A 23,575-nucleotide genomic window follows, 5' to 3' on the forward strand; every position below is an offset into this window, starting at 1 on the left:
CCGGTGGACCCCCGCATCGTCGACCGGCTCCGCTGCCCGGTCTGCGCCGAGCCGTTGGCCGAGATCGCCACCGGTGGCGCCGGCGCGCTGCGCTGCCCACGCCGGCACAGCTTCGACGTGGCCCGCCAGGGTTACGTCAACCTGCTCGCCGGCCGCGCCCCGCACGCCGGGGACACCGCCGAGATGGTGGCCGCCCGCGCGGACTTCCTCGCCGCCGGCCACTACGACCTCATCTCGGCCGCCCTCGCCGCCGCCGCGACGGCGGCCGTCGATCACGTGGCGGCTTCCCGGCACCCCCCGACCGGGGAGCAGGCCGGGGCGGGCGCCGACGGCGCGTACCCCCTGGTGGTGGACGCCGGGGCGGGGACGGGCCGGCACCTCGCGGCGGTGCTGGCGGCGCTGCCGGCCGCCGCGGGCCTCGCCCTGGACGTGTCGAAGCCGGCGCTGCGCCGGGCCGCGCGGGCGCATCCGCGCGCGGCGGCGGCGCTCGCCGACACCTGGCAGCGGCTGCCCCTGGCCGACGCGGGCACGGCCGTGCTGCTGAACGTCTTCGCGCCGCGCAACGGCGCGGAGTTCCACCGGGTCCTCGACCCCGCCGGCTCCCTGCTGGTGGTCACTCCTGCCGCCGACCACCTCACCGAGCTGGTCGGCGCCCTCGGCCTGCTGCGGGTGGACCCGGCCAAGGCCGACCGGGTAGCCGAGAGCCTCGGCGGGCACTTCACCGAGGTGACCGCGGCCGAACACCGGCGCGAGCTGGCGCTGACCGGCCCGGAGGTGGCGACGCTGGTCGGCATGGGCCCCAGCGCCTGGCACACCGACCCGGCCGGGCTCGCCGACCGGGTGGCCGCCCTCGCCGAGCCGGTCCGGGTGACCGTCGCGGTACGGCTGACCGTCTGGCGCCCGGCACCGCGCTGACCCCGGCGCCCCTCAGGTGGAGAGGTCGACCTCTTCCCAGCCCGGGGGCTCGTCGTGGTACGGCCCGCGCAGCATCACCGCCCACTCCAGCGCCCACCGGCGCTGGCCGATCGCGTTGGCGTCGACCAGCCCGGGCGGCGTCCGGCCGGCCCGCTCCGTCTCCAGGTAGGCCCAGTCCAGGCAGTAGTGCAGGTCCAGCAGGGCCGCCGCGTCGGCGGGGTGCTGCGGGGCGGTGAGGATCCGGGCCCGCCACTGGCCGAAGGTCTCCCCCTCGGGGATGTGTGGCATCCGCTCCACCAGCCGCTCGTCCACCGGCAGCGTCGGGTCGAGCTGCTTGGTCAGGCCGAGCACCCAGGCCAGGGCGAAGAGCGCGTCGTGGTGCAGCACGAACGACCGGTGGTCGCCCTTGCCGCCGGTCACGAACTGGAACTCCGGCGGCGTGACCATGTCGACCAGGTGGGAGGCGAGCAGCCAGCTCATCGCCGCCTGCGGCGGCATCCCGAAGCAGCGGGCCAGGATCAGGTGCAGCACGGCGATGCGGGCCTCGATCTCCACCGTGGGGCGGAGTTCGATCTGGTCGCCGGGCTCCCACACGAGCGGGAACTGGGCGGGCGGCAGCGGGAGACGCAGCCGGGACAGCTCGTCCAGGCTCGCCTCACGCACCTCCCGTGGATCGGGGGCAGGTACGGTCACGGCGAAAGTTCCTGTCTGCTCGCGACGACTCGGCGCCGGTTGTCCCCCCTTGGCCAGGGAGGATAGCGGTCCGAGCGGGCCGGCACCATGCCACCCCGGCACCCGTCGCGCTCAGCCGATCCGCTCGATGACCAGCGGCGTCGCGGCGGGCGCCACCGGCGCGATCCGCACCGCCCGCGCGGCGTCCTCCCGGGCCGCCGGGATCCGGGCGGCGTCCTGCGCGCGCAGCTCGTAGAGCGGGTCACCCGCCCGCACCGCCTCGCCCGGGCGCCGGTGCAGCACCACCCCCGCCGGCACGCTCACCGGGTCCTCCTTGCGGGCGCGCCCGGCGCCGAGCCGCCAGGCGGCCACCCCCATGGCGTACGCGTCGACCGCCGCGACGTGGCCGTCGATGTCCGCGCGGACCACCTCGACCTCGTTCGCGGTGGGCATCGCCGCGTCCGGGTCCCCGCCCTGGGCGCGGATCATCGCCCGCCACGAGTCCATCGCCCGCCCGTCGCGCAGGGCGGCCTCCGGGTCGGCGTCCGGCAGCCCGGCCGCGTCGAGCATCTCGCGGGCCAGCGCCAGGGTCAGCTCGACCACGTCGGCGGGGCCACCCCCGGCGAGCACCTCGACGGACTCGGTCACCTCGACGGCGTTGCCGATGGCCAGGCCCAGCGGGGTGGACATGTCGGTGAGCAGGGCGACGGTCCGCACGCCGTGCGCGCCGCCCAGCTCGACCATCGTCCGGGCCAGCTCGCGGGCCTGCTCGACGGACTTCATGAACGCGCCGGAGCCGACCTTGACGTCCAGCACCAGCGCCCCGGTGCCCTCCGCGATCTTCTTGCTCATGATCGAGCTGGCGATCAGCGGGATGGCCTCGACGGTGCCGGTCACGTCGCGCAGCGCGTACAGCTTGCGGTCCGCGGGGGCGAGCCCCGCGCCGGCCGCGCAGATCACCGCGCCGACGTCGCGGAGCTGGGCGGTGAACTCGTCGTTGCTCAGCGCGGCCCGCCAGCCGGGAATCGACTCCAGCTTGTCCAGCGTGCCGCCGGTGTGCCCGAGGCCCCGGCCGCTGAGCTGCGGCACGGCGGCGCCGCAGGCGGCGACCAGCGGGGTGAGCGGCAGGGTGATCTTGTCGCCGACGCCGCCGGTGGAGTGCTTGTCGACGGTCGGCCGGTCGACGGCGGAGAGGTCGAGCCGCTCCCCGCTGGCGATCATCGCGGCGGTCCACCGGGCGATCTCCGGAGCGGTCATGCCGCGCAGCAGGATCGCCATGGCCAGCGCCGACATCTGCTCGTCGGCGACCGCCCCCCGGGTGTACGCGTCCACCACCCAGTCGATCTGCGCGTCGGAGAGCACACCCCCGTCCCGCTTCACCCGAATGACATCAACCGCCGCAAAACCACTCATCACAAAAGATCTTCCTAGTCGTATGCAGATACCGGCACGCGGACCGCGACCACGAGGACTCGGGCCGACCGTGCCCGGCGGAGGGATCTAGCCTGACCGCCCGGAGCCGGGCACGGTCGGCCCGATCCCCGAAGCTCAACCACCCCAGCGAACCGGGATCTCCATCGGCGGCTCCCCCTCGCCGGCCCAGAAGATGCCGCCGGACGCGTCCACGACCACCACCCGGGGCGTACGGGCGTGGCCCCAGGCGATGGCCTCCGCCGGCTCGTCCCAGCTCGGACCCTCCTCCAGCACGCCGGTCTCGGCGCCCTCGTTGTCGCCCGCGGACCGCTCCCAGTAGGCCGTCCAGACCTGCTGGCCGGCGGAGAGGTCGGGGTGCACGAAGACCGTGCCGCGCCCGCGCCAGGCGGCCAGCCGCTCCGGCACCACGGGCACCGGGGCCTCCCCGGTCACGGCCTCCAGGTCGGTCACGTCGAAGGCGTGCGGCAGCAGCTCGGCCATCCGCAGCGGCCCGCCCCTCGCCTCGATGAGGCACTCCGGGCCGCCCTGCTCCCAGAGCAGCTGGCGGCACCGGCCGCACGGCATCAGCGGCTCGCCGGTGGCGTCGACGCAGGACAGGGCCACGATCCGGCCGCCCCCGGTGGCGTGCAGCGAGGAGACCACCCCGCACTCGGCGCAGAGCACCACGCCGTACGCGGCGTTCTCCACGTTGCAGCCGACCACCACCCGGCCGTCGTCGACCAGCGCGGCCGCCCCGACCGGGAACTTCGAGTACGGCACGTACGCGTGCCGCATCACCTCGGTGGCGGCGACCCGCAGCCGCTCCCAGTCGATCTCCATGTGGTACTCCCCCGTCAGCCCTTGATGTACGGCTTGCCGTCGGCGGCCGGCGCCCGGACCCGACCGACCAGCCCGGCCACCGCCAGGATCGTCGCCAGGTAGGGCAGCATGGCCAGGAACTGGTTCGGGATCACGCTGTTGATGGCGCCCAGATACGTGGCGAGCTGGTCGGCGAAGCCGAAGAAGAGCGCCGCGAGCAGCGCCCCCGTCGGGCTCCACCGGCCGAAGATCAGCGCGGCGAGGGCGATGAAGCCCTTGCCGCCGATCATGTTCTTGGTGAACGAGTAGAGCGCCAGCGTGTAGGAGGCGCCGCCGATGCCGGCGACCACCCCGGCGAGCAGCACGTTGCGGTAGCGCAGCCCGAGCACCTTGACGCCCAGGGTGTCGGCGGCGGTGGGGTGCTCGCCGACCGAGCGGGTGCGCAGGCCCCACCGGGTGCGAAACAGCGCGATGTGGATGACCAGCACCAGCAGCAGGCCGAGGTAGAGGAAGATGTTGCCCCGGAACAGGGCCGGACCGAGCAGCGGGATGTCCGACAGCAGCGGGATCTCCCAGTTGCTGAACCGGGGGGCGCTGTTGTATTTCTGCGCGTTGGTCTGCATCAGCCGCTCGTAGAGGAAGCCGGTGACGCCGACGGCCAGCAGGTTGAGCACGATGCCCATGACCACCTGGTCGACCAGGTAGCGGATCGAGAACACGGCCAGCAGCAGCGAGATGAACGCGCCGCCGATCGCCGCCGCGACCAGGCCCACCCAGACGTTGCCGGTGAGGCTGCCGAAGAGCGCGCCGCTGAAGGCGCCCATCAGCAACTGCCCCTCGATGGCCACGTTGACCACGCCGGAGCGCTCGCAGAGCACACCGGCCAGCGCGCCGAAGACCAGCGGCAGGGCCAGGATGAAGGTGCCCCGGAGGATGTTGACCAGCGGCATGAAGTTCTGCCCGGCCGGCGCGTCGGAGACCTGCCAGCAGAGGAACGACAGCACGAAGCCGACCAGGCCGACGCCGAGCACGAGGGTGAACCAGCGCTTCGGCAGCCCGGCGAGCATCGCGACGCCGGCGGCGAGGGCGACGAGGCCGAAGAGGATCGCGCCGACCGTGCCGTGGATCTTCAGCGCGGCGCCGGCCGCGTCCTCGCTGAGGGTGAAGCGGGCCTGCTCGCCGGTGGCGAGCGCCCCGAACAGCACCGTCGCCAGCAGGCCGAGGGCGAGCAGCACGGCGCCGACCTTGCGGGTACGGGTCCAGAAGCCCTGGTCCACAGGGGCGACGGCGACGTCTTCGACAGCCATGGTGGACATGAGTTACCAGCCCTTCGCCAGGCTCGTCTGCAACCGGGCGGCGCGGGCGGCCCGGAGCTGGAAGATCGCCTTCACCAGGGCCGGCGCGGCGATGAAGATGACGATCAGCGCCTGGAGCACGGTGACCAGCTCCAACGAGATCCCCGAGTACGACTGCATCCGGTTGCCGCCGGCCTGGAGCGCGCCGAAGAGCAGCGCGGCCAGCGCGACGCCCCACGGCTTCACCCGGCCGAGCAGCGCCACCAGGATGCCGTCGAAGCCGATCTGCGCGACGACCAGCGGGGTCAGCGCGCTCGCGGTGGAGCCGAGCACCATGTTGGAGCCGCCGAGGCCGGCCAGGATCCCGGCGAAGACCATGATCAGGACGTACGTCCGGGTGACGCTGATGCCGGCGGTCCGCGCGGCGTCGGGGTTGGCGCCGACGGCGCGCAGCTCGAAGCCGAGCGTGGACCGGTTCAGCAGCCACCAGACCGCCCAGGTGGCCAGCACCGCCAGGATGATGCCGGCGTGCACCCGCAGCCCGTCGCCGAGGAGGCGGGGCAGTTGGGCCGACCCGTCCACCGGGCGGCTGATCGCGTCCGTGCGGTTCGGGTCCTGGACGCCGTTCTGCACGATGATCCAGGTCAGGAAGTACGTGGCGACGTAGTTGAGCATGATCGTGTTGATCACCTCGTGGGCGCCGGCACGCGCCTTGAGGATGCCCGGGATGAAGCCCCAGATCGCCCCACCGAGCGCGCCGGCGAGCACCGCGACGAGCAGGTGCAGGCCGGGCGGCAGCGGCAGCAGGAAGCCGGCCAGCGCGGCCAGGATCACGCCCATGGTGGCCTGGCCCTGGGCGCCGATGTTGAACAGGCCGCCCCGGAAGGCCAGCGCCACCGACAGGCCGGTGAAGACCAGCGGCGCGGTGTAGGTGAGCGTCTCCGAGATCGGGCTCATCACCGCCTGGAAGCCCACCGCGTCCGGGTCGAAGACCGCGCCCTTGAACAGGTTGCCGTACGCCTCGCTGACCAGTGTCCAGCTCGCGTCGAGCGCGTCGGTCGGGCGGGCGGTGATGTAGCTGTAGGTGGCGAGCACCTCCGGGTCGGACACGATCATCAGGATCGCGCCGACGACCATCGCCAGCACCAGCGACAGCAGGGTCACCGTGAAGGTGTTCGCCGCCCAGAGGTTGTCCAGGAACAGCCGGCCCAGCGAGGGCTTCGGCTCCGGGGCCCGGGTCTTCGGGGAGGTGGCCGTCTCGGCGCGTTCGGTGTTGCCGAGCGCGGCCTGCGCGGCGTGCGCCTCGGTCGCCGGCTCCTTGTCCGGGGAGCCCGGGTTCGGGTTGGTCATGCCTCGTCCTCGTTACCAGGGCTCTCGGCGGCGGGGGCCGCCGCACCGCCGTCGGCCGGGGTCGTGCCGGTCGCGACGGCGGGTGCCGCGTCGGGGGTGATGCCGGCCATCAGCAGGCCGATCTCCTCGCGGGGGGTGTCCGGGCCGACGATGCCGATGACCCGGCCGCGGTACATCACCGCGATCCGGTCGGCCAGGCCGATCACCTCGTCGAGCTCGCTGGAGACCACCATGACAGCGGTGCCGACGTCCCGCTCCCGGATGACCTGGCTGTGGATGAACTCGATCGACCCGACGTCGACGCCACGGGTCGGCTGGGCGGCGATGAGGAGCTTCAGCGGCCGGGACAGCTCCCGGGCCACGATGACCTTCTGCTGGTTGCCGCCGGAGAGGGTGCCGACGGGCGCGTCGGCCGAGGAGGTGCGGACGTCGAACTGCGCGATCCGCTCCTTCGCCGACTTCGCGATGGCGTCCGGCTTCAGCGCCAGGCCCTTGCCGAAGGGCGGCCGGTCGTAGATGTCGAGCACCAGGTTCTCGGCGACGGAGAACTCCTTGACCAGGCCGTCGACGCTGCGGTCCTCGGGCACGTACCCGACGCCGGCGCGGAGCACCTTCTTGGTCGACCAGCCGTGCACCTGCTGCCCGTCGAGCGTGACCGTGCCGGCGAGCACCGGGCGCAGCCCCATGATCGCCTCGATCAGCTCGGTCTGGCCGTTGCCCTGCACGCCCGCGATGCCGAGCACCTCGCCCGCCCGTACGGTCAGGTCGATCCCGTCGACCGCGCGGATCTGCCGGTCGTCGTCGACGACCAGGCCGGCGACCTCCAGGACCGGCTTGCCGGGGGTGGCGGGCTCCTTCTCCACGGTGAGCCGCACGCTGCGGCCGACCATCAGCGCGGCCAACTCGTCCCGGCTCGCCTCCGGGGAGGCGGTGCCCACCGTCTTCCCGCGCCGGATCACGGTGATCCGGTCGGCGATGGCCTTGACCTCGCCCAGCTTGTGGGTGATGAAGACGATCGACTTGCCGGCGGCCTTGAGCGCCCGCATGACCGTGAGCAGTTCCTCGGTCTCCTGCGGGGTGAGCACGGCCGTCGGCTCGTCGAGGATGAGCAGGTCGACGTCGCGGGTGAGCGCCTTGACGATCTCCACCCGCTGCTGGATGCCGACCGGCAGGTCCTCGATCACCGCGTCCGGGTCGACCCGCAGGTTGTACCGCTCGGAGACCTCGGCGACCTCGCGCCGGGCCCGGCGCCGGTCCAGGAAGCCGGCGATGCCGCCCCGGATCTGCTCGGCGCCGAGCATGATGTTCTCGGTCACGGTGAAGACGGGCACCAGCATGAAGTGCTGGTGCACCATGCCGATCCCGGCCGCGATCGCGTCGGAGGGCCCCCTCAGCTTCAGCGGCGCGCCGTCGACCAGGATCTCGCCCTCGTCGGGCTGGTAGAGCCCGTAGAGCACGTTCATCAGGGTCGACTTGCCCGCGCCGTTCTCGCCGAGCAGGGCGTGGATCTCTCCAGGCTCCACCGTCAGGTCGATGTGATCGTTGGCGACCAGATCACCGAACCGCTTGGTGATGCCGCGCAGTTCGAGTCTCAGCGCAACCTCCTGGAGTGCGAAGCGATGGTGCAGCGTAGCTGCCGGTGGACCGCTCGCGGCGCGGGGCCGTCGTCGGGTGGTGTGGATCGGCCGCCCCGGCGCCGTGGGGGTTTCCCCGCGACGCCGGGGCGGCCGGATCGTCGTGCTGTACCGCCCGCCGGCCTACCCGGGTGATCGTCTCACCGCGGGCGGCCGGCGGAGCCTCACTTCGGCTGGGCCGCGGAGGTGACGGTGACGGTGCCGGCGGCGATGTCCGCCTTCAGCTTGTCGATCTCGGCCTTCAGCTCGGCCGGGACCTTGCTGTCGAACTCGTGGTACGGGGCGAGCCCGACGCCGTTGTTCGACAGGTTGCCGAGGTAGCCCGGGGTGGCCGACAGCTTCTCGCCGCCGGCGGCCTTGACGACGGCCTCCTTGACGGCGTCCGGGATGTTCTTCTCGACGGTGGTGATGATCGCCGCGCAGTCCTGGGTGCTCTCGCAGCCGTCGACGTCCACCCAGATGGTGTTGTACTTGCCGCCCGACGCCTTGGCCGCGCCGGTGGTGCCGAGGCCGGCCCCGCCGGCGACCGGCATGACGATGTCGGCGCCCTGGGCGACCAGCGCGTCGCTGACCTTCTTGCCCTCGTCCTGCTTGACGAAGTCGTTGGTGAAGGAGCCCTTCTGGGTGGCCTTGTCCCAGCCGACGACCTTGACCGACTTGCTCTTGGTCTTGTTGTAGTGCGCGACGCCGTCGGCGTAGCCGTCCATGAAGATGGTGACCGGCGGGATCGGCAGGCCGCCGTAGGTGCCCACCGTGCCGCTCTTGCTCATGCCGGCGGCCAGGTAACCGGCGAGGAAGCCGGCCTGGGCGGTGTCGAACTGCATCGGGTAGACGTTGGTCTCCGGGACCTTCGCGTCGACGATGCCGAACTGCTGGTTCGGGTTCGCCTTGGCGATCTTGGAGGTGGCGTCACCCATCAGGCCGCCGACGGCCAGGATGAAGTCGCACTTCTGGTTGACGTACTGGGTCAGGTTGACCTCGTAGTCCGCCTCGGCCTTCGATGCGACGTACTTGATGTCGATCTTGTCGTTGGCCTTCTTGGCCTCCTCCAGACCCTTCCAGGCGGAGGTGTTGAACGACTTGTCGTCGATGCCGCCGACGTCGGTCACCATGCAGGCGCTGTACTTCTTGTCGCCGCTGCCGGCGTTGTTGTTCTCTTCGGGAGCCTCGCCGCACGCGGCGGCGCTCAGCACGAGCCCACCCATCGCAAAGACGGAGGCAATCCGCATCCCACGCACAGAGCGCAAGACGTCTCCTTCCCCTTGCACACCGCGTCCTGCACGGTGGCAGCCCTTTGAGCCGGCCTGCACTGCGCCGCCGGCGTCCCACGTTACGGACGGGAGCGTACGCCCGCGCCCACCCACCGGCCGACAATCGTGCACGACTGTTGAGTGCCTGTTACCCCTACGTAACCCTTAGGTGGGGCAGATCACTCTCGGTGCTGGCAGGTGTGCGGCGAGGCGTCGCGGAACGTCCCGTTCGGCGCGTCGCCCCCCGCCGTTGACGTTACCGCCAGAAGACGGCCACCGCCGCGTTGACCAGGGTCAACCCGACGATCGCCAGGAAGTGCCCCCGGTTGACCACGTCGCGCTTGCGGGAGAAGAACACCATGACGAAGATCAGGATGGCGAGCACCAACTTGGTAACAAGTTTCGCGGGGGCCGGCTCGTCGCCGTCGCGCAGGGGCGCGGAGAGGCCGAACCCGGTCGCCAGCATGATCACGGATCCCCAGAGCATGGCCGGGTTGATCCGCAGCTTGCCGCTGACGTACTGGACGATCGCGCCGCCGAGCAGCAGGGCGAAACCGATCAGATGGACGTAGCGAAGTATCAGTCTCAGAGCTTCCACGCCCACCATCCTCCCCCATCAACGACAGAACGTAGTAGCGGGGCGGGTAGGGGTCAGGAGAACCGCCAGGCCTGGAAGGTGGGGCCGTCCGCCGGGAGGGTGACCGCGCCGTCGGCGTCGGGGCGCAGGGCGGGGGCGCCGCCGTACAGGTTCTCGGCCGCCCGCAGCCCGGCCAGGCGCACCGGCTCGCCGGCGGCGCGGCGGGCCAGCACCAGCACGGTGCCGGTCGGTGCCTCGCGCAGGAAGACCAGCGTGTCCGCGTCGGCGTGCAGCCAGCGCAGGCCGCCGTGGCGCAGCGCGGGCTCCGCGCGGCGCAGCGCGACCAGGGCGCGGTACGCGGCGAACGTCGAGGCGTCCCAGCTCTCCGGCCGGTGCCACGGCATCGGCGTACGCGAGCCCTCGCCGTTGGTGCCGGTCAGGCCCAGCTCGTCGCCCGCGAAGATCATCGGGGTGCCGGGCATGGTGGCGAGCAGGCCGGCGGCGACCTCCTGCCGCGCGGCGTCGCCGACCACGGTGCGGATCCGCGCGGAGTCGTGCGACCCCAGCAGCTGCCACGAGTGGGTGTACGACCGCCAGGAGACCAGCGAGCGGTAGGCGTCCATGGTGGCCAGCACCGCGTCCGCGTCCCGGCGCACCACCCCGCCCGGGGTGCCGAGGAAGTTCGGTACGAGCTGGTCGCCGTGCCGCAGCCAGGACCAGACCGGGTCGGTGAAGCCGACGTAGTTCATCGTGCCGTGCCAGCCGTTCCGGTCGAGGTCGCCGGTGTGGTCGTGGCCGTGCTCGGCCATCAGCAGCGCGTCGGCCCGGGTTCGGACGACCACCTCGCGCAGCAGTGCCGCCACCTCGTGGGTGTACGCGTCGGCGCCCCGCCGCCCGGTCATGTTCGCCACGTCCACCCGCCAGCCGTCCAGCCCGTACGGCGGGCGCAGCCAGCGGCGCAGCAGCGAGTCCCCGGCGGTGGCGAAGCGCCGGCGCAGCTCGGCGCTGCCCCAGTTCAGCTTCGGCAGCGACCTGACCCCGTTCCAGGACTCGTAGTCACCGGAGACCTCGTCGAAGTAGTACAGCTCCCGCTCGGGCGCGCAGGGGTCGGCGGCGGCCCGGGTGAACCACTCGTGCGCGTCGCCGGTGTGGTTGCTGGTGATGTCGCCGAGCAGCCGCCAGCCCCGGGCGCGTACGGCGTCGGCGAGGCGGGCCAGCGCGGCGTCCCCGCCGAGCAGCGGGTCGACCGTGTCGAAGCTGGCCGCGTCGTAGCGGTGGTTGGAGCGGGCCGGGAAGATCGGGGTCAGGTAGACGGTGTTCACGCCGAGGCGGTCCAGGTGGTCCAGCCGCCCGGTGACGCCGTCCAGGTCGCCGCCGTAGAACTGTCGGGGGGTCTCGGGGCCGCGCCCGATCACCGGGGTGTCCCAGTCGCACGGGATCGCCCAGTCCGGCAGCTCCCGGCCCTCGGCGGCGGCGGAGCGGGCGAACCGGTCGGGGAAGATCTGGTAGATCACCGCGTCGCGGGCCCAGGCGGGCGGCGGGGCGTGGGTGACCAGCCTGAAGTCGCCGTTGTCGGGCACGTCGTGGGCCACCACGCCAGCGGCGTTGAGCCAGCGGTGGCCGCGGCTGCCGGAGAGCATGAACCGGTAGTTGCTGACCGGGTTGCGGGCCTCGACGGGGACCCGCCACCAGACGTCGGCGCCGTCGGTGCGGTCGACGACCGCCTCGGTGAACCGGGGCTCGCCGTCGCCGGTGGTGCGCACGTGCACCTGCCGGACGTCGGCGCCGGCCGGCACCCGGACGAAGACGTCGACGACGTCGCCGAGGGCGGGCTCCTGCTCGGGGACGTACAGGGCGGAGCCGTCGTGGTGCGGCAGCGGGGACGGGGCGACAGCGCCGTGGTGCGGCGTCGGGGACATGGTGGTGCCTTTCGCGTCGGTCGGACGGGGAGAGAAAGGGGTCTCCCGCCGCGGCCGGTTCCCCGACCGCGGCGGTCGATCCGTGACTGCTCCGGTGTACGTCGGACGCCGACGCCCTTGCCGCAGCTCTGCGGTGTCGCGGAACGGCCGGTGGACCCGGCCGGTCGCGACGGAGCGGCACCCCTCGCCTCGACCTCGGCGAGGAGCGGCCACCTATCGCTCTAACCCTTGACGGCTCCGGCGGTGAGGCCGGAGACGATGTAGCGCTGGACCATCTGGAAGACCAGCACCGTGGGGATCGCGGTGAGCAGGGTGCCCGCCGCGAAGATCCCGAAGTTGTTGTTGCGTTCGCCGGCCACCAGGCCGAACATCCCGACCGCGAGGGTCTTCGACTCGCTGTTGGTCAGGAAGACGTTCGCCATCAGGAACTCGTTGATGGTGCCGATGAAGGCGAGCAGGCCGGTCACCGCCAGGATCGGCGCCACCAGCGGCAGCATGATCCGGAAGAAGACCTGGGCGTGGCTGGCGCCGTCCATGGTGGCCGACTCGTCCAGCTCCCGGGGAAGGGTGTCGAAGAAGCCCTTCATCAGCCAGGTGTTCACGCCCAGCGCGCCGCCCAGGTAGAGCAGCAGCAGACCCCACGGGGTGTTGAAGCCGATCGCCGGCCAGAGGTCGGTGATCGTCGTGAAGAGCAGGAAGATCGCCACGATCGCCAGGAACTGCGGGAACATCTGGATCAGCAGGAGCGAGAGCAGCCCGACCCGACGTCCGGCGAAGCGCATCCGGGAGAAGGCGTACGCCGCCAGCGCCGACAGGAAGACCGACGCGAACGAGGCCACCCCGGCGATGAGCAGGGAGTTGAGGAACCACCACCCGAACGCCGTACGGTCGAACAGGTTCGTGAAGTTCTCCACCGACGCCCCGGTCGGCAGCAGCTCCGTCGAGGAGAGCGTGCCGAGCGGGTTGAGCGCGGCCGAGAGCACGAACAGGATCGGGAAGAGGCTGAACGCGACGGCCAGCACGCCCACCAGGTGGCGCCAGCCGACCTGGGCGAACCACCGGTTGCGACGCCGGCCCGCGTTGCGGTTGACGGCCGGGGTGGCGCCGCTCGCGCCGCCCGCGACCGGAGTGCCGCGAAGCGAGGTCACGAGTACACCTCCTCCTGCTTACGGGTGCGCCGGAAGCTCACCGCCGACACCACCGCGACGATGGTGAAGATGAAGATCGACACCGCGGCCGCCAGGCCGAACTGGGCGCCCTGCGCGCCGAAGGCGAGCCGGTACGTGTACGTGATCAGCAGGTCCGTCGCCCCCGCGGTCGGGTTGTCCGCCGGGAAGGGGCCGCCCTCGGTGGTCAGGTAGATCGCGTTGAAGTTGTTGAAGTTGTACGCGAACGACGCGATCAGCAGCGGGGAGAGCGCGACCAGCAGCAGCGGCAGGGTGACCGACCGGAACGACTGCCACGGCGACGCGCCGTCGACCGAGGACGCCTCGGTCAGCTCCTTCGGGATGGCCTGCAGCGCGCCCGTGGCGACCAGGAACATGTACGGGTAGCCGAGCCAGAGCTGCACCAGGATCACCGCGACCCGGGCCGACCACTCCTGGCCGAACCAGTCGACCCCGAGCCCGAACAGGTTGTTGATCAGGCCGAAGTCGGTGTTGAACATGTCCCGCCAGACCAGCAGCATCGCGAAGGACGGCATGGCGTACGGCAGGATCAGCAGGACCCGGTAGAAGTTCGTGCCGCGCATCCGGGGCGAGTGCAGGGCCAGGGCGATGCACATGCCGAGGATGAACGTGCCGCCGGTGGAGCCGATGGCGAAGGCGAAGTTCCACAGCAGCGTGCCGAAGAACGGCCCGGAGATGGCCGGGTCGGTGAGCACCCGGGAGAAGTTCTCCAGCCCGACGGTGACCTTCCAGCCCTGGGCCAGCCGCTCGCCGTCGGCGGCCACGAAGGCGCCGGTCCCTTCGTCCGCCGTCCAGGTCCGGCCCGTCTCGGTGTCGGTGATGCAGTCGCAACCGGCGTCGTACGCCCGGATCGCCTTGCCCTCGTAGGCGCGCGACAGGCCGGCGGAGCGCAGCGCGCCCCCGGACGTCGGCACGACCAGGTCGGTGATCTCCCGGCTGCGGGCGCTGGCCTGGCCGAAGTTGAGCACCGTGTAGCCGTCGGCGGCGGTGACCTTGCCGCCCGGGGCCACCGTGACGTCGGCCGGGTCGAGCTGGCGCAGCCCGCCGGCGTCGCCGGCCGAGACGGTGCCGTTGCCCGGGTCGCTGACCAGGAAGACGAGCGGGCCGGTGGCCGGGTCGCCCTTCGTGGCGACGGAGAGGGAGTACTCGGTGGAGCCGGGCACCTGCTTGACGGAGGCCGTCTGGATGGCGACGACGGCGTCCTGCTTGGTGCCGCGGTGGCCGTCGCCGAAGTTCGTGAACGCCGTGCTCGCCGTGTAGAGCACCGGGACGATCTGGAACGCGATCAGGAAGAGCGTGCCGGGCACCAGGTACTTCGCCGGGATATGCCGGGGAGTCAGGTAGAGGTAGAAGAGGCCGGCGGTCGTGGCGGCCAGCAGCGCCAGCCCGGCCCACTTCTCCGCCTCGATGAGCGGGAAGGCCGCCCAGACCGCGATCCCGGCGGTCAGGCCGAGCAGGAGCACCTTGACGAGCAGACCCGTCACGGTGATCGGCGCGTGGTGCCGCGCGGTACGGGACTTGCCCGGCAGCCCGGGGCCGACGGGCTCCCGGCCCGGGGGCTGCGTGGCAGCCCCCGGGCCGGACAGCGACGTGCTCATTACTTGATCTGGCCGGAGATGGTCTTGCCGGCCGCGGTGATCGTCTTGGCCGGGTCGGCACCACCGATGATGGCGGCCTCGGCCTTGCCGAACGGGTCCCAGATGGTGGCCATGGCCGGGATCGCCGGGAGCACCTGGCCGTTCTTGCCGGCCTCCTGGAACTTGGCCAGGTCCGGGTCGGTGCCCTTGACCTGGTCGAGGGCGGCGGTCAGCGCCGGCGGACGGGGCTCGGCGTTGTAGAGCGCCACGGCCAGCTCGGGGGTGGTGACGTGGTTGGCCACGAACTCCTGGGCCAGGGCCTTGTTCTTGCCCTTGGCGGCCACGTAGAACGCCTGGACGCCCACGAACGGCTGGGCCTCCTTGCCGCCGGCGAAGCCGGGGACCGGGGAGATGTCGTACTTGATGCCGGCCTTCTTGGCGTCCGCGACGGCCCACGGGCCGGAGACCAGGTAGGCGCACTTCTTGCCGGTGAACGTGGCGATCGAGTTCTCCGGGGTGATCGAGCGCTTCAGCGCGCCGTCGCCCTTCTCACCGAGCTTCGCGATCTTCTTGAACGCCTCGATCGACTCCGGCTTGCCCACGCCCAGGTCCTTCGGGTCGTAGTCGCCGTTGGCGCCGGTGCCGAAGAGGTACCCGCCACCGGAGGTGTAGAGCGGGTAGATGTGGTAGGCGTCGCCGTTCTGGCCGGACTGCAGGCAGAGGATCTCGCTGGCCTTCTTCTCGGCCTTGAGCTTCTTGCCGGCGGTGACCAGGTCCTCGATGGTCTTCGGCGCCTCGGGGGCCAGCTCGGTGTTGCGGATCAGCGCCAGGTTCTCCATGGCGTAGGGCACGCCGTAGATCTGCCCGTTGAACGTGACCGCCTTGACGGCGGTCTCGTTGAAGCCGCCCTTCTGCTCGGCGGCGAGCTGCACGGGGTCGATGGCACCGTTCTGGACGAGGTTGCCGATCCAGTCGTGCGCGCCGACCACGACATCCGGGCCGCTGCCCTGCTGCGAGGCGGTGACGAAGTTGGTCTGGAGGTCCTTGGAGACGGCCTGGACCTCGACCGTGACGCCGTTCTCCTTGCCGAACTTCTCGGCGAACGGCTTGAGGGCGGCGGTGCGCTTGTCGTCGGCCCAGATCACCAGCTTGCCGCCGGTGGCGGCCTTGGTGGATTCCTTGGCGGCCGGCTCGTCGTTGCTGTCGCCACCGCAGCCCGACGCGGCGAGCGCCAGGCCGAGGACGGCGACCACACCCGCGGTACGGATGCGCATCGGTACTCCTGTCGTCATGGCGGCACGCCGGGGGAAGGGCGGTCCCGCCAGTGGAAGCTCTGTAAGTTTCTTGCCAACCGGCGCCCGGCGTGCTGCGCCGCTGCTCTCGCGTGTTGCGGGGACGTTAGCAAGAGGTTTCAGAGAATGGAAGGGCTTGCAGGAGTGTACGCAAGAACTTGCTCGTGAGCTAAAGTGCGCCCATGCGCGCTCGACTGTCCGACATCGCCCAACAGGCCGAAGTCAGCGAGGCCACGGTGTCGCGGGTGCTCAACGACCGCCCGGGAGTGGCCCCCGAAACCCGACAAGCTGTACTGACCGCCCTCGATGTACTCGGTTACGAGCGCCCGGCTCGGCTGCGCAAGCGCAGCGCCGGCCTCGTGGGCCTGGTGGTCCCCGAGCTCGACAATCCGATCTTCCCCGCCTTCGCCCAGGTGATCGAGTCGACCCTGGCGCAGAGCGGCTTCACCCCCGTGCTCTGCACGCAGACCGCCGGCGGGGTCACCGAGGACGAGTACGTCGAGATGCTGCTGGACCGGCAGGTCTCCGGAATCGTCTTCGTCTCCGGGCTGCACGCCGACACCGCCGCCAACCACGACCGCTACCGGGCCCTGATCGCCCGCCCGCTGCCCGTCGTGCTGATCAACGGGTACGCGCCCGGTATCCCCGCGCCCTTCGTCTCCTGCGACGACGGCGAGGCCACCGAACTGGCCGTGGCCCACCTGGTGGCCCTCGGGCACCGCCGCATCGGCCTGATCACCGGCCCGGACCGGTTCGTGCCGGTGCAGCGCCGGGTGGCCGGCTTCCGGGCCGCGATGGGCCGGCTCGTCGGCGTCGACGAGGCCGGCCTCGACGAGCTGGCCGAGCTCTCCCTGTTCGGCGTGGAGGGTGGCGAGGCCGCCGCCGCCCGGCTGCTGGACCGGGGCGTCACCGGCATCGTCTGCGGCTCCGACCTGATGGCGCTCGGCGCGATCCGGGCCGCCCGGCAGCGCGGCATGTCCGTGCCGGGGGAACTGTCGGTGGTCGGCTACGACGACTCCCCGCTGATGGCCTTCACCGACCCGCCGCTGACCACCATGCGGCAGCCGGTCGCCGCGATGGCGGTCGCCGCCGTCCGGGCCCTGGTCGACGAGATCAACGGCCACGCCGCGCCGAACTCGGAGTACGTGTTCCGCCCCGAACTGGTGGTGCGCGGCTCCACCGCCGTCGCCCCCACCGGCGCCGCGCGGTCGGCCGGGGCCGACCGCGCGGCGCGGCAGCGCCCGGCCCCGCCCGCGCTCGCCGTCCCGGCCTGACCGTCCCGGCTCCGGTCCGGCCTCCCGCCTGCCCGTCCGGCCCTCACCGACCTGAACGCGGCTCCCGGAAGGGGCTCACCGGTCGTGAACCGTCGGAGTCGTGGCGTGATCATTGCCATTTCTTGCGCAAGGAATGCTTGACTCTTGCAGTAGTGAGCGGCATTCTGCTCAGACACCGCCCCGCACCCGCGCCTGCGCGCCGGGTGCCGCCGTCCCGCGCCACAGAACGGGGAACGCCACCGATGACCGTCAGCAACCCCATCCCGCTGACCTCCGACGACGACTGGTGGCGCTCCGCGGTCGTCTACCAGGTCTACGTACGCAGCTTCGCCGACTCGAACGGCGACGGCGTCGGCGACCTCCAGGGCGTCCGTGAGCGCCTGCCGTACCTGCGCGACCTCGGCGTGGACGCGCTCTGGCTGACCCCCTTCTACACCTCCCCGATGATCGACGGCGGGTACGACGTCGCCGACTACCGCGACGTCGACCCGATGTTCGGCACCCTCGCGGACTTCGACGCGATGATCACCGACGCGCACGCCCTCGACCTGCGGATCATCGTCGACCTGGTGCCCAACCACACCTCCAGCGCGCACCCGTGGTTCCAGGCGGCACTCGCCGCCGGTCCCGGCTCCGCCGAGCGCGAGCGCTACCTCTTCGCCGAAGGCAAGGGCGAGAACGGCGAGTTGCCCCCGAACGACTGGGAGAGCATCTTCGGCGGCCCCGCCTGGACGCGGATCGACGACGGCCAGTGGTACCTGCACCTGTTCGACCCGGCCCAGCCGGACCTGAACTGGCGGCACCCCGAGGTGCGGGCCGAGTTCGAGGACGTCCTGCGCTTCTGGCTCGACCGGGGCGTGGACGGCTTCCGGATCGACGTGGCGCACGGCATGATCAAGGCCGAGGGGCTGCCGGACGTCGGGTTCAGCTCGATGACCACCGGCCAGCGCCAGGCGGAACTGCTCGGCAAGGGCCGGCTCCCCTACTTCGACCAGGACGAGGTGCACGACATCTACCGCGCCTGGCGGCCGATCCTGGACAGCTACCCGGGCGGCCGGATGGCGGTCGCCGAGGCGTGGGCCGAGACCCCGCAGCGCCTGGCCCGCTACATCGGCCCGGACGAGCTGCACCAGGCGTTCAGCTTCGACTTCCTCGACGCGACCTGGTCGGCCGACTCGTTCCGCAAGGTCATCGACACCGCCCTGGCCGAGTCGACCATCGTCGGCGCGCCCACCACCTGGGTGCTCTCCAACCACGACAAGCGGCGGCACGTCACCCGCTACGGCGACGGCGCCGAGGGGCTGCGCCGGGCGCGGGCCGCCACCCTGCTGATGCTCGCCCTGCCCGGCTGCGCCTACCTCTACCAGGGCGAGGAGCTGGGCCTGCCGGAGGTGCTCGACCTGCCGGACGAGCTGCGTCAGGACCCGGCCTTCCTGCGCACCGGCCAGAGCCGCGACGGTTGCCGCGTGCCGATCCCGTGGAGCGGCGAGCTGGCCCCGTACGGCTTCGGGCCCGAGGGCAGCGAGCTGAGCTGGCTGCCGGCCCCGGCGACCTGGCGGGCCCTCTCGGTCGCCGCCCAGACCGGCGTGCCCGGCTCGACGCTGGAGCTCTACCGCACCGCGCTGCGGATCCGCCGGGAGCACCCGGCGCTGGCCGCCGACGCGGGCGGGGTCACCTGGTTGGAGGCCGGGCCGGGCCTGCTCGCCTTCAGCCGCACCGCCGGCGACACCGTGCTGACCTGCGTGGTCAACATCAGCGGTGCGCCGGCCCTGATCGACGGGTACGGCGCACCGATCGCCGCCAGCGAGCCGCTCGCCGGGCAGGGCTCCGGCCACCTGCTTCCGGTCGACGCGGCGGCCTGGTTCGAACGGCGCTGAGCGGGTAACCCGTCATCGACCTGGTCGTCCGTTGTGCCCCGCGCCGACGGGCGACTGGGCTACCGACCCCTTGTGGTGGGGGGTGAGGTGGCGCCGGGGGCCCCGCGGGCCCCTCCGGGGGCGCCGGGGTCCATCTGGACACGTCGGCCCCGGCCGACTCAGGCGCCGCCGGTGAGCCTGGCGGCGATGCGCCCGAAGCCGGCCCGCAGCTCGGCCTCGGTGGGCGGCGCCAGCGGCTCCGCCCGGTCGGCCTCCTCGGCCGCCGCCTCCAGTTCCTCGTCGATGGTGTCCTCGAAGTCGCCGTAGAGGTCGGCCTGGTCGAGCTGCGCCGCCTCGTCCTCGGCGGCGACCTGCGCCGCGGCGATCTCGCCGCGGATCTCCTCGGCCGAGAGCGCGGGCAGCAGCGGCTCGACCACCGCCATCAGCTGCTCCTCGGCGACGATCGCCTCGGCCAGGGCGAGGGCGTGCGGTCGCTCGTAGGGGCCGCAGACCACCGGCTCCCACTCGTCGGCGTCGCCGAGCGGGCCGAAGGTGATGATCCACGGCAGGCCGAGCATCGGCGAGTCGTCCGGCAGGTCCAGTGTCACGAGTGCGCCCACGCGCCCATCATGGTCCGTCGCGCGGCGACACCGGGAGGCATTCGCCCCTATTCACCGCCCCCGTGGCCGTCGGATCCCACCCCTGCCGTCGAGGGTCAGGTGGCGGGAACGCCGACGGCGGCCCGCCAGCGGGCCGCCCAGTCCCGGCGCAGGCGGTCGAGCCCCGCCTCGTCCAGGCCGTAGGCGCTGACCGTGAGGCTGACCGGCGAGGAGCCACCGCCGGTCAGCGGCGCGCCGGCGGCCACGGCGAGCAGCCGCCCCTCGGCGTCGACCACCATCCGCTGGCGCGAGCTGTCGTGCCAGCGCTGCGTCGGGCCCGCCGCGTCGAGCAGGGCGAGCACCTGCGCCCCGGTCGCGGTGCCCGTCAGGTGCACGGTGCTCCGCGGCCCCGCCGGTGCCCGCTCCAGCAGGAAGCGCAGCTGCTCGAAGAACGCCCGCCAGCCCTGCGTGATCGCGTCCCATTCGGCGGCGTCGTGCGACGCGGGGACGGCCAACCGCAGCAGCGTCCGGTCGCCCTCGGCCACGAGTCGCAACTCCTGCCCGGCGGCCAGCGCGATCCGGTCCGGCGGGGCGGGCTCGGCGTGGTCGACGAAGATGAAGCGGATCTCGTCGGCCAGGCCCTCGTGGTCCCAGCCGAACCACTGCCGCACCTGCTCCGGCTCGGTCAGGGCCCGCCAGATCCGGTCGGCGGGGGCGGCCACCGCCGTCTCGACCGGGATGGTGTGCGTCTCGGGCATCGGTGTCTCCTCCTGCTGTCGTCGGCGGCGGCCGGAGCGCCGCCGCGCGTCAGCCCGGTCGCGTCGCGTCCAGCGCCGCGCGGACCAGGGCCAGCGCCACCGCGGGCGGCACGCCCAACCGGAGGGCCTCGGCGGCGTAGTCGGCCGCGACCCGCTGCAACCGGTCCGTCGCATCATCGCGCCCGGGTGCGACGAAAGTGCCGTGCCGGCCGCGGGTCTCCAGCAGACCGGCCGCCTCCAGTTCCCGGTAGGCCCGGGCCACGGTGTTGACCGCCAGCCCGAGGTCGGCCGCGAACCGCCGGACGGTGGGCAGCCGGGTGCCCACCGCCAGCCGGCCCGTGCCGATCAGCTCCGCGAGCTGGCCGCGCACCTGCTCGTACGGCGGCACCGCCGAGGCCTGGTCGACCGTGATCCGCACGCCCGCTCCCCCGCTCATCCGGCCCCGCCCGGGGTGCCGGGGTCCGTGTCCGCGTCCAGGTCGGCCGGCGCCGGCCCCTCCGCCAGGTCGATCACCCGGCCGTGCGGGCTGGTCGCCGCCAGCGCCGCGCCGAAGAGCACCAGCTGGTTGAGCAGGTAGAGGTAGAGCAGCAGCCCCACGGCGCCCGCCACGACCGTGTAGGCCGGGTTCCGCTCGGTGCGTACCACGTAGAAGCGCCCGACGGTGTTCAGCAGCGTGATGCCGACCGCGACCAGCAGCACCACCGGCCGCAGCCGGGACCGGCTCATCCGCAGCCTCGGCACCGCCAGCAGCAGCAGGGTGGCCAGCACCGCGTTGACCAGCACGCTGAGCACCGCGCTGACCGTGGTCAGCCCGACCGAGCCGGTGCTGCGCAGCAGGAAGCGCAGCAGCGACTCCAGGGCGTCCACCGCCGCCACCGAGACGCCGAGCAGCACGAAGATGACCACCAGCACGCCGAGGTCGACCAGGCGGCGGACCACCAGGTTGCCGGGCTGCTGGTTGAGCCCGTACATGAGCCGCTGGGAGGAGCGGATGGCCTCCACCCAGCCGACCCCGGTGAACGCCAGGATGATCAGGCCGATCACCCCGACCGTGCCGCTGCTCTCGGCGATCTGCACCGGGTCGAGGAACGGCAGGTTCTCCCGGAGGAAGTCCGCGGCCGCCGCGCTGACCTCGTCGTTGTCCTCCAGGATGGCCCCGAAGATCGAATATCCGACCAGCGCCAGCGCGAACACCGCGAAGAAGCCGTAGTAGGCGATCGCGGCGGCCAGCCGCCCGCCCAGCACGTCGGTGTAGAGCACGCCGGCCCGCCAGAGGTGGTCGGCGGCACCCCACCGGCGGCGCATGGCGCTGATCCGTCCGTCGATGCCCGCCTCGATGCGGCCCAGCAGGTTCACGCCGTCATCCTCGCCGATCTCCCGTCGCCGCGGGGACAACCGGGCGCCGGCCGGCGGCGGCCGGCGTACGGCGGGAGCCGACGCGGACGCCGTGACGGTGGCCGCCGTCAGCGGCGCGGACGCCCCGGCGCGGGCCCTGGGCGGCGGTGGCGTCGACGCGGCCGGGTGCTCGTGGCACCGGGGGACCGCTCAGCCGCCCAGCCGGAAGTCCCGGCGCGGCTGCCACCGGGTCTCCCCGCTGTGCGAGAAGAGGGTGAACGCCTCGACCTCGAACATGGCCGAGAAGTCCGCCAGGTCCTCGTACGCCCGGTCCAGTGCCTCCGGCGCGACGTCCTGCGCGACCGTGACGTGCGGGTGGTACGGGAAGCGCGTCTCGCGGTGCAGTTCGGGGGCGGCCCTGATCGCGGCGGCGAGCAGCTCGCACTCGCTGATCCCGGCGGCCACCGCCACGAAGACGACCTGGGTCACCGGCCGGAACGTGCCGGTGCCCCGCAGGTGCAGGGTGAACGGCAGGTGGGCGGCGGCGACCGCACCCAGGTGCCGCTCCACCGCCGGCAGCGTCGCCACCGGGATCTCGGTCGGCCCGAGCAGGGTCACGTGGGCGGGCACGACGCGCGGGTCGCCGGCCTCGACCCGCCGCCGGGTGAGCATGCCGCCCCACGGCTCGGGGATGTCCACCGCGATGCCGATCTCGATGGTGTCGCCGGCGTCCGGCGCCCCGTCCCTGCGATCCACGCTGTGCGTCATCCCTCCGGCCACCGACCCGTCCGCCCTCACCCGCCGCGCCGGGCGCTACTCGCCGCGCACCGGCGGGAAGAAGCCCACCCGCTCGTAGACGGTGCGCAGCGTCGCCCCGGCGAGCACCCGGGCCTTCTCCGCGCCGGCGGCGAGCAGCTTGTCCAGCTGGGCGGGATCGTCGAGGTAGGTCCGGGTGCGCTCCTGGATCGGGCCGACGAACTCCCGCACCACCTCCCCGAGGTCCTTCTTGAGGTCGCCGTAGCCCTTGCCGGCGTACGCGGCGACCAGGTCGTCGACGCTGCGCCCGCTCAGGGCCGAGTAGATGGTCAGCAGGTTGGAGATGCCGGGCTTGGTCTCGGTGTCGAAGACGATCTCCCGCCCCGTGTCCGTGACCGCGGAGCGGATCTTCTTGGCCGAGCGGGCCGGGTCCTCCAGCAGGTTGACGATGCCGGTCGGCGACGAGGACGACTTGGACATCTTGGCCGTCGGGTCCTGCAGGTCGGTGATCTTGGCGGTGTCCTTGACGATGTGCGGCGCGGGCACGGTCAGGGTCTGCCCGAACAGCGAGTTGAACCGCTGGGCCAGGTCGCGGGAGAGCTCCAGGTGCTGGCGCTGGTCCTCGCCCACCGGCACGGCGTTGGCCTGGTAGAGCAGGATGTCGGCGGCCTGCAGGACCGGGTAGGTGAACAGGCCGACGCTCGCCCGCTCGCCACCCTGCTTCTGCGACTTGTCCTTGAACTGGGTCATCCGGCTCGCCTCGCCGAACCCCGTGATGCACCCCAGCACCCAGGCAAGCTGCGAGTGCTCGGGCACCTGCGACTGCACGAAGAGCGTGCTGCGCTCCGGGTCGAGGCCGACGGCGAAGAGCTGCGCGGCGGCCATCCGGGAGCGCTGCACGAGCGTCTTCGGGTCGTGCCCGGCGGTGATCGCGTGCAGGTCGACCACGCAGTAGTAGGCGTCGTGCGTGTCCTGCAACGCCACCCAGTGCCGCACGGCGCCCAGGTAGTTGCCGAGGTGGAACGAGTCGGCCGTCGGCTGGATGCCGGAGAAGACGCGGGGGCGGGCGGGAACGTCGGACATGGCGGCAATTCTGT

The 23,575-nt window shown here is 72.5% G+C and carries 21 protein-coding genes; 3 read left to right on the forward strand and 18 right to left on the reverse strand.

Features of this window, described 5'->3' with window-relative positions:
- Window positions 1-3: 3 nt before the first annotated feature.
- A complete protein-coding gene (locus V6U77_RS07175) occupies window positions 4-915 on the forward strand; it encodes a putative RNA methyltransferase (protein WP_334605407.1) in 912 nt (303 codons plus the stop codon).
- Window positions 916-927: 12 nt separating this feature from the next.
- Here V6U77_RS07175 and V6U77_RS07180 read toward each other — a convergent pair whose 3' ends face one another.
- The 12 genes from V6U77_RS07180 to V6U77_RS07235 form a co-directional block, all read right to left on the reverse strand.
- Window positions 928-1,608 carry a DUF4272 domain-containing protein gene (locus V6U77_RS07180; protein WP_334605408.1) on the reverse strand — a complete coding sequence of 227 codons (681 nt, stop codon included), beginning with the start codon at window positions 1,606-1,608 and terminating at the stop codon, window positions 928-930.
- Between the two features lie 111 nt (window positions 1,609-1,719).
- The gene (locus V6U77_RS07185; RefSeq protein WP_334605409.1) at window positions 1,720-3,000 is read right to left on the reverse strand and encodes a thymidine phosphorylase; all 1,281 of its coding nucleotides are present in this window, start codon (window positions 2,998-3,000) and stop codon (window positions 1,720-1,722) included.
- 135 nt (window positions 3,001-3,135) lie between these two features.
- Window positions 3,136-3,840: a cytidine deaminase gene (locus tag V6U77_RS07190; RefSeq protein ID WP_334605410.1), complete on the reverse strand. Its 705-nt coding sequence runs from the start codon at window positions 3,838-3,840 to the stop codon at window positions 3,136-3,138.
- Between the two features lie 14 nt (window positions 3,841-3,854).
- Entirely contained in the window at window positions 3,855-5,135 is a 1,281-nt protein-coding gene (locus V6U77_RS07195; protein ID WP_334605411.1) for an ABC transporter permease, read from the reverse strand.
- Between the two features lie 3 nt (window positions 5,136-5,138).
- Window positions 5,139-6,464: an ABC transporter permease gene (locus V6U77_RS07200; RefSeq protein ID WP_334605412.1), complete on the reverse strand. Its 1,326-nt coding sequence runs from the start codon at window positions 6,462-6,464 to the stop codon at window positions 5,139-5,141.
- Window positions 6,461-8,092, reverse strand: coding sequence for an ABC transporter ATP-binding protein (locus V6U77_RS07205; protein WP_334605476.1), 1,632 nt, complete (start codon window positions 8,090-8,092; stop codon window positions 6,461-6,463). Before V6U77_RS07205 ends, V6U77_RS07200 begins: the two co-directional genes overlap by 4 nt.
- A gap of 170 nt (window positions 8,093-8,262) precedes the next feature.
- Entirely contained in the window at window positions 8,263-9,327 is a 1,065-nt protein-coding gene (locus tag V6U77_RS07210) for a BMP family lipoprotein (RefSeq protein WP_334605413.1), read from the reverse strand.
- A 277-nt stretch (window positions 9,328-9,604) separates the two neighbouring features.
- A complete protein-coding gene (locus V6U77_RS07215) occupies window positions 9,605-9,946 on the reverse strand; it encodes a hypothetical protein (protein WP_334605414.1) in 342 nt (113 codons plus the stop codon).
- Window positions 9,947-9,999: 53 nt separating this feature from the next.
- Window positions 10,000-11,844, reverse strand: a complete 1,845-nt coding sequence (locus V6U77_RS07220) for a glycoside hydrolase family 13 protein (RefSeq protein WP_334605416.1) — start codon at window positions 11,842-11,844, stop codon at window positions 10,000-10,002.
- A gap of 221 nt (window positions 11,845-12,065) precedes the next feature.
- On the reverse strand, window positions 12,066-12,875 hold the full coding sequence (locus V6U77_RS07225) for a sugar ABC transporter permease (protein ID WP_334605477.1): 810 nt from the start codon (window positions 12,873-12,875) through the stop codon (window positions 12,066-12,068).
- A gap of 113 nt (window positions 12,876-12,988) precedes the next feature.
- Window positions 12,989-14,629: an ABC transporter permease subunit gene (locus V6U77_RS07230; RefSeq protein WP_334605418.1), complete on the reverse strand. Its 1,641-nt coding sequence runs from the start codon at window positions 14,627-14,629 to the stop codon at window positions 12,989-12,991.
- Window positions 14,629-15,882, reverse strand: a complete 1,254-nt coding sequence (locus tag V6U77_RS07235) for a sugar ABC transporter substrate-binding protein (protein ID WP_334605420.1) — start codon at window positions 15,880-15,882, stop codon at window positions 14,629-14,631. Before V6U77_RS07235 ends, V6U77_RS07230 begins: the two co-directional genes overlap by 1 nt.
- A 200-nt stretch (window positions 15,883-16,082) precedes the next feature.
- Here V6U77_RS07235 and V6U77_RS07240 point away from each other — a divergent pair, with 200 nt between their 5' ends.
- Together V6U77_RS07240 and V6U77_RS07245 are read left to right on the forward strand one after the other, a co-directional pair.
- Entirely contained in the window at window positions 16,083-17,174 is a 1,092-nt protein-coding gene (locus V6U77_RS07240; RefSeq protein ID WP_334605421.1) for a LacI family DNA-binding transcriptional regulator, read from the forward strand.
- A gap of 242 nt (window positions 17,175-17,416) precedes the next feature.
- The gene (locus V6U77_RS07245; protein WP_334605422.1) at window positions 17,417-19,051 is read left to right on the forward strand and encodes a glycoside hydrolase family 13 protein; all 1,635 of its coding nucleotides are present in this window, start codon (window positions 17,417-17,419) and stop codon (window positions 19,049-19,051) included.
- A gap of 158 nt (window positions 19,052-19,209) precedes the next feature.
- Here V6U77_RS07245 and V6U77_RS07250 read toward each other — a convergent pair whose 3' ends face one another.
- The 6 genes from V6U77_RS07250 to trpS all read right to left on the reverse strand — a co-directional run bounded on the left by V6U77_RS07250 (window position 19,210) and on the right by trpS (window position 23,561).
- Window positions 19,210-19,650, reverse strand: a complete 441-nt coding sequence (locus V6U77_RS07250; protein WP_334605423.1) for a hypothetical protein — start codon at window positions 19,648-19,650, stop codon at window positions 19,210-19,212.
- 95 nt (window positions 19,651-19,745) lie between these two features.
- On the reverse strand, window positions 19,746-20,387 hold the full coding sequence (locus V6U77_RS07255) for an SRPBCC family protein (RefSeq protein WP_334605425.1): 642 nt from the start codon (window positions 20,385-20,387) through the stop codon (window positions 19,746-19,748).
- 49 nt (window positions 20,388-20,436) lie between these two features.
- Window positions 20,437-20,805 carry a GntR family transcriptional regulator gene (locus V6U77_RS07260; protein WP_334605426.1) on the reverse strand — a complete coding sequence of 123 codons (369 nt, stop codon included), beginning with the start codon at window positions 20,803-20,805 and terminating at the stop codon, window positions 20,437-20,439.
- 14 nt (window positions 20,806-20,819) lie between these two features.
- Window positions 20,820-21,743: a YihY/virulence factor BrkB family protein gene (locus tag V6U77_RS07265; protein WP_334605428.1), complete on the reverse strand. Its 924-nt coding sequence runs from the start codon at window positions 21,741-21,743 to the stop codon at window positions 20,820-20,822.
- 189 nt (window positions 21,744-21,932) lie between these two features.
- Window positions 21,933-22,490 carry a 2'-5' RNA ligase family protein gene (locus tag V6U77_RS07270; RefSeq protein WP_334605429.1) on the reverse strand — a complete coding sequence of 186 codons (558 nt, stop codon included), beginning with the start codon at window positions 22,488-22,490 and terminating at the stop codon, window positions 21,933-21,935.
- Between the two features lie 45 nt (window positions 22,491-22,535).
- Entirely contained in the window at window positions 22,536-23,561 is a 1,026-nt protein-coding gene (gene trpS / locus V6U77_RS07275) for a tryptophan--tRNA ligase (RefSeq protein ID WP_334605430.1), read from the reverse strand.
- Between the last annotated feature and the right edge of the window lie 14 nt (window positions 23,562-23,575).

It is taken from the genome of Micromonospora sp. CPCC 205546 (assembly GCF_036902715.1).
GTDB lineage: Bacteria > Actinomycetota > Actinomycetes > Mycobacteriales > Micromonosporaceae > Micromonospora.

Coding starts and splice junctions, on each gene's coding strand:
- V6U77_RS07185 (WP_334605409.1), bottom strand. CDS start 3,000: ATGAGTGGTTTTGCGGCGGTTGATGTCATTCGGGTGAAGCGGGACGGG.
- V6U77_RS07190 (WP_334605410.1), bottom strand. CDS start 3,840: ATGGAGATCGACTGGGAGCGGCTGCGGGTCGCCGCCACCGAGGTGATG.
- V6U77_RS07195 (WP_334605411.1), bottom strand. CDS start 5,135: ATGTCCACCATGGCTGTCGAAGACGTCGCCGTCGCCCCTGTGGACCAG.
- V6U77_RS07200 (WP_334605412.1), bottom strand. CDS start 6,464: ATGACCAACCCGAACCCGGGCTCCCCGGACAAGGAGCCGGCGACCGAG.
- V6U77_RS07210 (WP_334605413.1), bottom strand. CDS start 9,327: ATGCGGATTGCCTCCGTCTTTGCGATGGGTGGGCTCGTGCTGAGCGCC.
- V6U77_RS07220 (WP_334605416.1), bottom strand. CDS start 11,844: ATGTCCCCGACGCCGCACCACGGCGCTGTCGCCCCGTCCCCGCTGCCG.
- V6U77_RS07230 (WP_334605418.1), bottom strand. CDS start 14,629: ATGAGCACGTCGCTGTCCGGCCCGGGGGCTGCCACGCAGCCCCCGGGC.
- V6U77_RS07235 (WP_334605420.1), bottom strand. CDS start 15,882: ATGCGCATCCGTACCGCGGGTGTGGTCGCCGTCCTCGGCCTGGCGCTC.
- V6U77_RS07240 (WP_334605421.1), top strand. CDS start 16,083: ATGCGCGCTCGACTGTCCGACATCGCCCAACAGGCCGAAGTCAGCGAG.
- V6U77_RS07245 (WP_334605422.1), top strand. CDS start 17,417: ATGACCGTCAGCAACCCCATCCCGCTGACCTCCGACGACGACTGGTGG.
- V6U77_RS07255 (WP_334605425.1), bottom strand. CDS start 20,387: ATGCCCGAGACGCACACCATCCCGGTCGAGACGGCGGTGGCCGCCCCC.
- V6U77_RS07270 (WP_334605429.1), bottom strand. CDS start 22,490: ATGACGCACAGCGTGGATCGCAGGGACGGGGCGCCGGACGCCGGCGAC.
- trpS (WP_334605430.1), bottom strand. CDS start 23,561: ATGTCCGACGTTCCCGCCCGCCCCCGCGTCTTCTCCGGCATCCAGCCG.